At 69.1% G+C, this 9,981-nt stretch carries 8 protein-coding genes and 1 pseudogene; 6 read left to right on the top strand and 3 right to left on the bottom strand.

All coding sequences use genetic code 11. The features are described 5' to 3' along the window. The 6 genes and pseudogenes from HMPREF0975_RS00720 to HMPREF0975_RS00695 all read left to right on the top strand — a co-directional run. Positions 1-1,049, top strand: a 1,049-nt coding sequence (locus HMPREF0975_RS00720; protein ID WP_009232164.1) for a 1-deoxy-D-xylulose-5-phosphate reductoisomerase, incomplete at its 5' end; no start/stop codon positions are given. Next, positions 1,046-2,380: a M50 family metallopeptidase gene (locus HMPREF0975_RS00715; protein ID WP_009232163.1), complete on the top strand. Its 1,335-nt coding sequence runs from the start codon at positions 1,046-1,048 to the stop codon at positions 2,378-2,380. The genes HMPREF0975_RS00720 and HMPREF0975_RS00715, both read left to right, overlap by 4 nt. A 92-nt stretch (positions 2,381-2,472) precedes the next feature. Next, the gene (gene ispG, locus HMPREF0975_RS00710; RefSeq protein WP_049939304.1) at positions 2,473-3,654 is read left to right on the top strand and encodes a flavodoxin-dependent (E)-4-hydroxy-3-methylbut-2-enyl-diphosphate synthase; all 1,182 of its coding nucleotides are present in this window, start codon (positions 2,473-2,475) and stop codon (positions 3,652-3,654) included. A 49-nt stretch (positions 3,655-3,703) separates the two neighbouring features. Continuing rightward, a pseudogene (locus tag HMPREF0975_RS00705) lies at positions 3,704-4,694 on the top strand (GNAT family N-acetyltransferase). Positions 4,695-4,795: 101 nt separating this feature from the next. After that, entirely contained in the window at positions 4,796-5,086 is a 291-nt protein-coding gene (locus HMPREF0975_RS00700; RefSeq protein WP_009232160.1) for a hypothetical protein, read from the top strand. Beyond that, complete coding sequence (locus HMPREF0975_RS00695) at positions 5,083-6,459, top strand: tripartite tricarboxylate transporter permease (protein WP_049939303.1); 1,377 nt, start codon at positions 5,083-5,085, stop codon at positions 6,457-6,459. The genes HMPREF0975_RS00700 and HMPREF0975_RS00695 overlap by 4 nt, the downstream gene beginning before the upstream one ends. Before the next feature lie 230 nt (positions 6,460-6,689). Here the strand turns inward: HMPREF0975_RS00695 and fni are convergent, their stop codons facing one another. The 3 genes from fni to mvaD form a co-directional block, all read right to left on the bottom strand. Then, the gene (gene fni / locus HMPREF0975_RS00690; RefSeq protein WP_009232158.1) at positions 6,690-7,778 is read right to left on the bottom strand and encodes a type 2 isopentenyl-diphosphate Delta-isomerase; all 1,089 of its coding nucleotides are present in this window, start codon (positions 7,776-7,778) and stop codon (positions 6,690-6,692) included. After that, on the bottom strand, positions 7,775-8,965 hold the full coding sequence (locus HMPREF0975_RS00685; protein ID WP_009232157.1) for a phosphomevalonate kinase: 1,191 nt from the start codon (positions 8,963-8,965) through the stop codon (positions 7,775-7,777). The genes fni and HMPREF0975_RS00685 overlap by 4 nt, the downstream gene beginning before the upstream one ends. Continuing rightward, positions 8,962-9,981, bottom strand: a 1,020-nt coding sequence (gene mvaD, locus HMPREF0975_RS00680) for a diphosphomevalonate decarboxylase (protein WP_009232156.1), incomplete at its 5' end; no start/stop codon positions are given. The genes HMPREF0975_RS00685 and mvaD, both read right to left, overlap by 4 nt.

Raw genomic sequence — 9,981 nt, 5'->3', positions numbered from 1 at the left:
ATGCCCTGGTGGCCGCGGCCACGGCGGCCGGCCGTCCCGACCCGGTCACTACGATCCTCACCGGCCCCGATGCCGCTACCACGGCAGTCGAGGCCGCAGGGCTCGGGCCCGATGACACGGTGGTCAACGGCATCACGGGCTCCGTGGGACTGCTGCCCACACTGGCCGCCCTGCGCAGCGGCGCCCGCCTGGCCCTGGCCAACAAGGAGTCCCTCGTCGTCGGGGGCGCCCTGGTCCGCCAGTCGCTGACCCGACCAGGCCAGGTCGTCCCCGTGGACTCCGAGCACTCCGCCATCGCCCAGGCCCTCGCCAGCGGCCGCCACGAGAAGGGCCTGACCAGCGCGGTCATCAGCGAACGCAGCGAGGTGAGACGGCTTGTCCTGACCGCCTCAGGCGGCCCCTTCCGCGGCAGGAGTTGCGCGGAGCTCACCGGGATCAGCGCTGCCGCCGCCCTCAACCACCCCACCTGGGACATGGGGCCGGTGGTGACCATCAACTCCTCGACCCTCATCAACAAGGGACTCGAGCTCATCGAGGCCCACCTCCTGTTCGACGTGCCGCCCGAGCAGATCGACGTCGTCGTCCACCCCCAGTCCGTCATCCACTCCATGGTGGAGTTCACCGACGGCGCCACCATCGCCCAGGCCTCCCCGCCCGACATGCGCCTGCCCATCGCCCTGGGACTGACCTGGCCCCGTCGCCCCGACCTGTCCGGCCTAGTGGCGCCCAACGACTGGCGCGAGCCGATCAGCTGGACCTTCGAGCCGCTGGACTCCGAGGCCTTCCCCGCCGTCGACCTGGCCCGCAGCGCCGTGGCGGCCTCACCCACCCACCCGGCCGTCCTCAACGCCGCCAACGAGCAGGCCGTCGCCGCCTTCCTAGGTGGCGGGATCGAGTGGCTCGACATCGTCGAGATTGACGCCACCGTCCTGGGCGAGCACGAGGGCCTCGCCTCCCCGAGCCTCGACGACGTCCTGGCGGTGGAGACCTGGGCGCGCACCCGCGCCGACGAGCTCATCGCGGCACGAAACGGAGGAATTCATTCGTGAGCACCACCCTGGCCTACATCCTGGGCATCGTCATCCTCATCATCGGGATCGGTATCTCGGTGGCCCTCCACGAGCTCGGGCACATGATCCCGGCCAAGAAGTTCGGTGTGAAAGTCCCGGAGTACTTCATCGGCTTCGGACCGAGGATCTGGTCGGTCAAGCGCGGCGAGACCGAGTACGGCGTCAAGGCCTTCTGGTTGGGTGGTTATGTCAAGCTCGTCGGCATGCTGCCGCCGGCCAAACCCGGAAGGCCGGACCGGCGCCGCAAGGACGGAAGTCTCGGCATGGTCGGCGAGGCGCGCGCCGAGGCCCTCGAGGAGATCCGGCCCGGCGAGGAGCACCGCGCCTTCTACACCCTGAGCGTCCCCAAGAAGCTCATCGTCATGGCCGGCGGGATCCTCACCAACCTGGTCCTGGGAATCCTACTTCTGGCGATCGCCATCGGCGCGGTCGGCATCCCGGGGCGCACGACCACGCTGTCGAAGGTGGAGCCCTGCGTCTCATCCAACGTCGATGCGAACGTCCCCTGTCAGGACTCCGACCCGGCCGGTCCGGCCGCTGCCGCCGGAATCAAGACAGGCGACCGGGTCGTCTCCTGGGGCGGGGTGGAGGTCTCCACCTGGGGAGAACTTCAGGCCCGGATCGCCGCCGGAGGAACCAACCCCACCCAGGTCGTCATCGAGCGCGACGGTGCCACGCGTACCGTCAGCGTCACAGCGGTCGAGGCCCAGCGGACCGTCCGCGACTCCCAGGGCGCCCCGGTCAAGGACGCCACCGGCGCCGTGCGGACCGAGGCCCGTCCCTACGTTGGGATCGCTCCCTCCCTGGGAACCATTCCGCAGAGCCCGGCCAAGATACCGGGCTTCATCGGACAGGCCGTCGGCGGCACGGTCAAGGCCATCGCCACCCTCCCGGTGGGGCTCTACCACGCCGTCCAGGCCGGATTGGGCATGGAGCAGCGCAGCGCCGACAGCGGCGTTGTGGGCCTGGTGGGCATGGGGCGCATGGCCGGACAGGCCACCAGTGGCGGTGCGACCGGAGGCGGGGAGGTTCCGCTGTCCATGAGGTTCAGCACGATGCTCATGCTGCTGGGCAGCCTCAACCTGGCACTGTTCGCCTTCAACCTGGTACCCCTGCTGCCCCTCGACGGCGGGCACGTGGCCGGAGCCTGTTGGGAGGGCATCCGGCGCATGATCGCCAAGGCGCAGGGGAAGCCCGATCCGGGACCGGTGGACACGGCCAAGATGATCCCGGCGGGCCAGGTCGTCTTCGGCCTGCTCATCGTCATGGCCCTGGTCCTGGTATGGGTGGATATCGCCGCTCCGCTGTGAGCCCCATGATGACGGGGTGCTCCCACACCGGCGGGAGCGATGCCACACGCCTGCGGTACAGGGCCGGGCTGGGCGGGTGACATACTGGTCGGGTGACTGAAGCGATCGCTCTTGGCATCCCCACGATGCGCGCCCAGGCCCCGGTTCTGGCGCAGCGCCGACCAACCCGCAAGATCAGGGTCGGCAGCCTCAACGTCGGCGGAGACGCCCCCATCACCGTGCAGTCGATGACCATCACCAAGACCCACGATATCGGCGCCACCCTTCAGCAGATCGCCGAGCTGACGGCCGCGGGCTGCGACATCGTCCGCGTGGCCTGCCCCACCGACAAGGACGCCGAGGCGCTGCCGATCATCGCCAAGCAGTCACGCATTCCCGTCATCGCGGACATCCACTTCAACCCCAAGTACGTCTTCGCCGCCATCGAGGCAGGCTGCGGCGCCGTGCGCGTCAATCCCGGCAACATCCGCAAGTTCGACGACCAGGTCGCCGACATCTGCAAGGCCGCCTCCGACGCCGGCGTCTCCCTGCGCATCGGCGTCAATGCCGGAAGCCTCGACAAGCGCCTGCTCAAGAAATATGGCAAGGCCACCCCCGAGGCCCTCGTAGAGTCCGCCACCTGGGAGGCCGGTCTGTTCGAGGAGAACGACTTCCACGACTTCAAGATTTCCGTCAAGCACCACGACGTCGTCACCATGGTGCAGGCCTACCGGCTCCTGTCCGAAGCCGGCCGCTGGCCCCTCCACCTGGGCGTGACCGAGGCAGGCCCAGCCTTCCAGGGCACTATCAAGTCCTGCGCCGCCTTCGGCACCCTGCTCGCCGAGGGGATCGGCGACACCATCCGCGTCTCCCTGTCCGCGCCGCCGGTCGAGGAAGTCAAGGTAGGGACCAAGCTCTTGGAGTTCATGGGCCTGCGAGAGCGCCAGCTCGAGATCGTCTCCTGCCCCTCCTGCGGCCGTGCGCAGGTGGACGTGTGGACCTTGGCCGAGGAGGTCGAGACCGGGCTCAAGAAGGTCACCGCGCCGCTGCGCGTGGCCGTCATGGGATGCGTCGTCAACGGCCCCGGTGAGGCCCGCGAGGCGGACCTGGGCTGCGCCTCGGGCAACGGCAAGGGGCAGATCTTCGTGCGCGGTCAGGTCGTCGAGACCGTCCCCGAGGACCAGGTCGTCGAAACCCTTCTCAAGCACGCAGAGGCCCTAGCGGCCGGGATGGCCGAGGAACTCGGGGAGGAGGCCCTGGCCGGAACCACCCCCATGGTCTCCGCCGTCGGCTGAGGGCCGGCGGGGCGGGGCCGTCGGGCGCCCGCCCGGGCCTTAAAAGGGTATGAGCTTCCTGCGACACCGCGATCACGGGCGCGCCCAGCACGGCGCCGACGGTCTGACACCGGTTCCCTCCGACCAGGTGGCGGGCGTCATGTCGCTGTGCTCCCTCGACCCGGTCGGCGCCGTGAGCCTGGTCCAGCAGATGCAGCGATGGCCCAGATGGGGGCGCGGTGATGTCGTCGCCGTGGGGGGGCCTGGCCCGTCCCGTCGCGGCCGCCTGGTCAGTCGGCTCCCTTATGCTCTTCGGTCTGGCTGGCCGCCCCGAGCACGGCCTGCGAGCGGCGGACGTCGGCGAGATCCGGGCGCTCGCCGAGCACGCCGGGCCCCGTCTATCGAGGCGCGGATCCGTTTCGGGACCGGCCCGGGACGTCGCCGCGGTATGGGGCGGACTCAGCGAGCAGGGAACGCGCGCCCGCCATGAGCGCTGGCGACAGCCGGTCCTCGCCGCCCCGCGCGCGGGCGGAGGCGTGACGAGTACGCACGTGCGCCGTCGCCCCTCACTGACCTGGGTGAGCCGGTCGGTCCGCCCCGCCCGACCCGACGAGGCGGGGCTGGTGCTGCCGGCCTCGGTGGACATGTTCAGCGGTGAGCTCGGCTACGACCCCACTGCTGACGGGCCCGGATACGGTCGCCACGTCAACTGGCTTATCGAGCAGGGGCGCAGCTACATCGTTCTCGACGACGGCGCGGGTCGGCCGGTCCGGCCCGGCTCACCCCGGGCAGTGGCCTTCAAGGCCGACGTCGGAGCCCTGTGGCGCTCCCCGGCCGGCGGCGTAGCCCAGCTGACCGGCGTGTGGACGCGCCCCGACCTGCGTGGACAAGGTGTGGGGGCGATCGCCCTGGCCGGTGTGGTGGACGCCGTACGCCGTGACCATGTCGGGGCCGACGGCGTCGTGAGCCTCTACGTGAATGACTACAACACTCCAGCCCTGGCGCTCTACCGCTCCTTGGGGTTCGAACAGGTGGGCCTGTTCGCCACCGTGCTGCTGTAAGACGGAAAGTCGAGACGATGCCGTTTCGTTACAGAGTGCCTGCAAAGTCATGGTGAACAACATATGGAGCGCCTCAGTCGACTCGTCTACGATCACCGACCGTGCGCAATACGGTCGAAGCCGACTCCGGGAGCACGGAGCGTCAGAATAATATCGAGGTCTGGAATGACCTCGTTTCACCCAGAGACCTGCTCATCTGTCTCCTGATATCGGTGGTATGCATCGTCGCAGCGGTACTTTTCTCCTCCTTTTTCGGAGGGAAGCCGCTGTTCTGGGGACTGGGAGCATCCACTGCAGGTTTTATCGCCTGCTGCTTCCTCGTGAGCCCCAAGCGAGAGGTCGTCATTGTCGATGAGCCGAGCGCCGGCGCGAGTGAAGGCGGAGATCAGTGACTGTGAGCCTTCTTCTCATGATGGTGGCAGCCATTCTGGCGGCCGTGGTCCTCTACACCTTCATCGGTTTCATCCCTGGTACCGACGAGACGGGGGTGCTCGCACCCGTCACCCTTGCGATCATCCTCGCGGGAGCGCCGCCGCACGTGGTACTCGCATTCTTTGTCTCCGCTGTTGTCACGCTCAATCTCATGAATGGAATCCCGACGGCGCTGGTCGGTCTTCCTGGCGGAGTGATGTCCGCTCCGCTCATGGATCATGCCATGGTGCTGCGCGACAAGGGTCTGGCCTCGGGCACGATCCGGAAGATGGCCGTGGGCTCGGCCATCGGAACCCTCATTTCCATTCCCCTGAGCTTCCTCCTTGCTAGTCTGCTGCTGCCCATGGCCGACTGGATCAAGTCCAACTCCGATATCGTTCTGGCTGCCGGTGCCGTGGTTCTGGCCCTGCTTGGGAAGAACCGCATTCTCTCTCTGGTGGCGATTCTTCCTATGGCGTTGCTGTTCCAGGCGCTTCCGGCGCTTTATCGGGGCGCGGGTATTATCCCGGAGAAGGCCAGTGTCAACACCTCCTTCTTCCTCGGGATCACCGTGGGGCCCATGCTCCTGACCCTCCTTGAGCTCCTCAACGCTAAGCGCCGGGAGGCGCTGCCCCACGGCAGCCGCACCAAGGCGGAGCTGCTGCGCTCCGGATTCGGCCGGCAGGCGCTGTGGCCGGGCCGCCTCATCACGAGGTCCGAGGGCTGGTGGAGCGCCGCGATGGCCGCCGCGTCCACCCCGCTGTTCATCCTCAGCCCGGTGGGCCTGACTTTCCTGCTGGGGGAGGCCTCCGTGGTCCGTCAGAACGAGGACCGAGTACCTCGCGCACAGCGTGCGGTGACGGTCATGAGCGCCCTGACCCACTCGACCTACCTAGCCGGTGTCATCATCCCGCTGGTAGCGCTCGGGGTCCCGATCTCCGGGGTGTCCGCCGGCCCCGCCGGGCCACTTTTCAATGCCGGGTCGGTTTACACCAAGCAGCACAATCTGCACCACCTACTGGATCTGCCCTGGTTCATCATCACCGTGTCCCTCGGCGCCCTCGTCGCGGTCGCGATCACGTACATCATCGCCGTGCGCTGGTCCTCGCAGATCACCTACTTCGTCATGCGTCGCATCCCCCACGAGGCGGTGCTGGCGCTGTTCGTCGCCTTCGTCGTCCTGCTGGCCTACATCGACGCCGACCAGAAGGCGGGTCTGGCTAACGTCTTCGGGGTCCTGCTCGTCGGGATCGCATGCGGGTCGTTCAACCGCCTGGGCGTCTCCTATGGAGTGCAGTTCATGTCCCTCTACGCCGCCCCCGGCATCGTCAAGGCGCTGGCGGCTCTGGCCTGAGGCCTTCCAACGGGAGGCGGCGGAGGCTGGGGACGAGCCTCCGCCGCACGTCTGTTGTGGTGTGTCGCGTAAGGCTCGGCTGCCGAGCCCTGGCCGGTGGCGCCGGCCTCGAGAGTGCTCGAGACATCGGTGGTGGGGAGATCATCGGGTCCCGATATCCGCACCATATCAATCGATCGAAACATTATGAGGAGGGGTCGATCCCCCTTGACGAGTCTGCCTGTGGGCGGTTATTGCTCGCGGCGGTGCGCGAGCCCGCCCAGGTCGACGCCGAGCGCACGCGCCTGCTCGGCGGTGCGCCCAGTGACCAACACGTCGGTACGGCGCAGCTGCGACACATCGGGAGCCCCTAGCAGAGTCATCAGCGTGCGCACGTGCTCACTCCAGGTATGCAGCTCTTGCCGCAGCGCCTCGGGGCCCTCTTTGACCAGGGTTCGCAGGAAGTGCCCGGAGGCCCCGACGGCGCACGCCCCCAGGGCCAGCGACCGCACGACGTCGAGCGGGTTGCGCACACCCCCCGAGGCCAGTACCGGCAGGTCGACCGGGTCGTCGACCGCCAGCGACTCCAACAGGCACAGCGCCGTCGGCTGCCCCCAGCCGATCAGGTAGGACAGGTCGCGCCGCGGGCGGCGCTCGTTCTCGATGGCGATGAAGTCCGTGCCGCCCGACCCGGCCACGTCGACGGCCGCGACGCCGGTGTGAGCCAGTGCCTCGATGGTCCGGCGCGAGAGCCCGAAGCCCACCTCCTTGACAACTACCGGGACGGTCACGGCCGCGGCGATGGCGGAGATCGCCTCGCTCCAACCGGTGAAGTCGCGGTCGCCCTCGGGCATGACCATCTCCTGGGCCGCATTGAGGTGGATCTGCAGGGCGTCGGCCTGAAGCATCTCCACGGCCCGCATCGCCTCCTCGGGGCCGACCGTCGGGCCGACGTTGGCCAGAACGAAGGCACCCGGAGCCCGACGACGGATGACACTGAAGCTGTCGACCCGCTCGGGATCGTGCAGGGCGACGTGCTGGGAGCCGCAGGCGATCGCAACACCGGCATCGGCGGCCACCTCGGCCAGGTCGGAGTTGATCGCCGCCGTCGCCCGCGTACCACCGGTCATGGCGTTGATGTAGAAAGGGACTTCCCAGCGGGAGCCCAGGACGGTGGTGCCGATATCGACCTGCTCGGCGCTGATGCCCGGCAGGCCGTGGTGGATGAAGGAGACGTCGTCGAAGGCGCCCGTACGATCCTGACCGTGCAGGCGAATCGCCAGGTCCAGGTGCTCGTCCTTGCGGGAGGCCCGTTGCGAGGCGGTGGGCTCATGACTCATGAGGCGACCTTAACGGGGGAGTCGGTGGGAGAATCGGTGGGAGCGTCGGCGGGGGAGTCGGTGGACGGGCCCCGGCTGTGGACCGATAGTTCCAGTGGTCGGACACCGGCCGCCTCCCAGGCGGTGCGCATGGCGGCAATATCCGTGGCCGGTGGGCACAGGGCGATCCCGCAGTCCCCGCCGCCGGCCCCCGAGCTCTTGGCGGCGGCCCCGTGCCCGCGAGCGATCTCGACCAGGCGCGTCAGCTCGGCAGTCTCAATGACCCGGCCGCTAATTCGGCTGAGCCCGGCCAGAAGAATCCGATTCTGCTCGATGCCGGCCATGACCTGGCGAGCGTCGTCGTCCTCGATGGCGGCGATTAAGGAAGCCAGGCAGTCCTGACTGTCTTGCAGGAAGGCGGCGTAGGAGCCGCCGGAGTCCTGGGAGCCCGTCTGGACGCCGGCGACCAGGGCGGGCGTGGAGGCCGGAGCCCCGGTCCACCCCACCTGAAGCCGTAAGGAGGGAGGCGTCAAGCGGCGGATGCTCAGGCCGGGCCAGTCGGCTTTCACCAGGCCGCTCACGCAGCCGCCGGCCCCCGCCCGCTGCCGGGCCTGGCGCAGCCACGAGCGGTCGGGTGAGGTGTAGGCCACCCAGCCGGTCACGGCGCTGGCAGCGATGTCGCCCCCCGAGCCGATCGGCTCGATCGCATCACTGGCCAGCATCGCCAGCTTGTACACGCTCAGGTCGTCGAGGCCCAGCCCGTAGAGTCCCGCAACGGCTCGCACCGTCGCCACGGTCACCGCCGAGGACGAGCCCAGGCCCAGCTTGCGCCCGCTGGCGTCGTCCAGCTCGCTGGAGATGTCCAGGTCGAAGGCCCGCAGCCGGTTGCCGCCCTGGGCCACCAGCGCCTCGACGACGCGGATCGCCGAGATCACGTAGTCGTCATCCTCTCCGACCGCCTCGGCTAGGCCGTCCTGCGGGCGACGGCGCCAGGGTCGGGAGCTGGTGGCGTACAGCACCGAGCGGATCGTTCCCGCACGCTCGTCGGCGGGGGAGCAGGTCGAGGCGCGAGGCGTGAGACGGATCGTGATGAATCGGTCGACGGCGACCAGGACCGCTCGGTGACCGGGCTCGACGACGGCGTACTCGCCGGCGATGTAGAGCTTGCCCGGCGCCCTGCACACCACGCCGTCGGCGTCCGGGGTCATGGGCCGTCCTCGATACGCGCCCCACCGCCGGGGCGCCTCACCGAGACGGCGGCTGCGGGAAGCCGGTCCCGCAGCGCGGCGGCGACCTCCTCGGCGCGGGCGCCCTTGGTGAGGATCTTGACGTTGGGGCCGGCGTCGATCGTCGCCCAGACGGGCAGGCCCTCCTGGCGCATGGCGCGGATCCCGTGCAGCGCCGCAACGGTCTGCGGCAGCCAGTAGATGATGCCCGGGCGGGCCGCCATCATCGTGGCGTGCATGCCCAGGGCGTTGCCTTCGACAACCTCCCCGAGCCGCTCCAGGTCGCCCGCCCGGACCGCCTCCAGAGCCACCTGAAGGTCCTTCCCACTGGCCTCGACCCAGGCGGGGAAAAGGGGGGAGGTACTCATCGTGGCCCGCATGCCCCGGGTCGAGCTGATGGGCTTGTCACTCTTCGAGAGCACGACGACGACCATCGCTAGGTCCATCTCGCAGGCGACCGGCTCGGCGTAGGAGGAGGCGTCGTCGTGGCCCGCGTTCCAACGGACCAGCCCGCCGAAGATGGAGCGGGTCGCCGAGCCCGACCCGCGTCTGGCCAGCCGGGAAAGCTCCCGGTCGTCGAGGTCCATGCCCGCTGCGCGTGAGGCGGCCGCCGCAAGCGCCGCGAAGCCCGCGGCCGAGCTCGCCAGTCCGGCCGCCAGGGGAACCGAGGCCCGGGAAGTTACGGTCGCCGCTGCCGTGATCCCCGAACGGGAACGCACCAGGTCGAGGAAACGGCTCACCCGCGCCAGCTCCGCACCGCTGGAGGAGGAGCCGTTGATCGTCACCGAATCCGCGGCGCCGTCCCCGCCGTCGAAGGAGACCGTTGTCGTCGTCCGGGTCCCTCCGAGGGTGAGGGACAGGCTCGAGGTGGCCGGAATGGCCTGCACCTCGTCGACTTTTCCCCAGTACTTGATGAGTGCGATGTTGGTGTTCGCGCTGGCGGTCGCAGTCGGGGGTGCGGCAGGGGAGGATCCGGCGGCGGCTTCAGGGGGTACGGC

It is taken from the genome of Actinomyces sp. oral taxon 849 str. F0330 (assembly GCF_000239715.1).
Lineage (GTDB): Bacteria > Actinomycetota > Actinomycetes > Actinomycetales > Actinomycetaceae > Actinomyces > Actinomyces johnsonii.
The sequence above is the reverse complement of the archived record's forward strand: the minus strand, read 5'-3'. Positions and strand labels throughout refer to the sequence as shown.

Coding starts and splice junctions, on each gene's coding strand:
- fni (WP_009232158.1), bottom strand. CDS start 7,778: ATGAGTCATGAGCCCACCGCCTCGCAACGGGCCTCCCGCAAGGACGAG.
- HMPREF0975_RS00685 (WP_009232157.1), bottom strand. CDS start 8,965: ATGACCCCGGACGCCGACGGCGTGGTGTGCAGGGCGCCGGGCAAGCTC.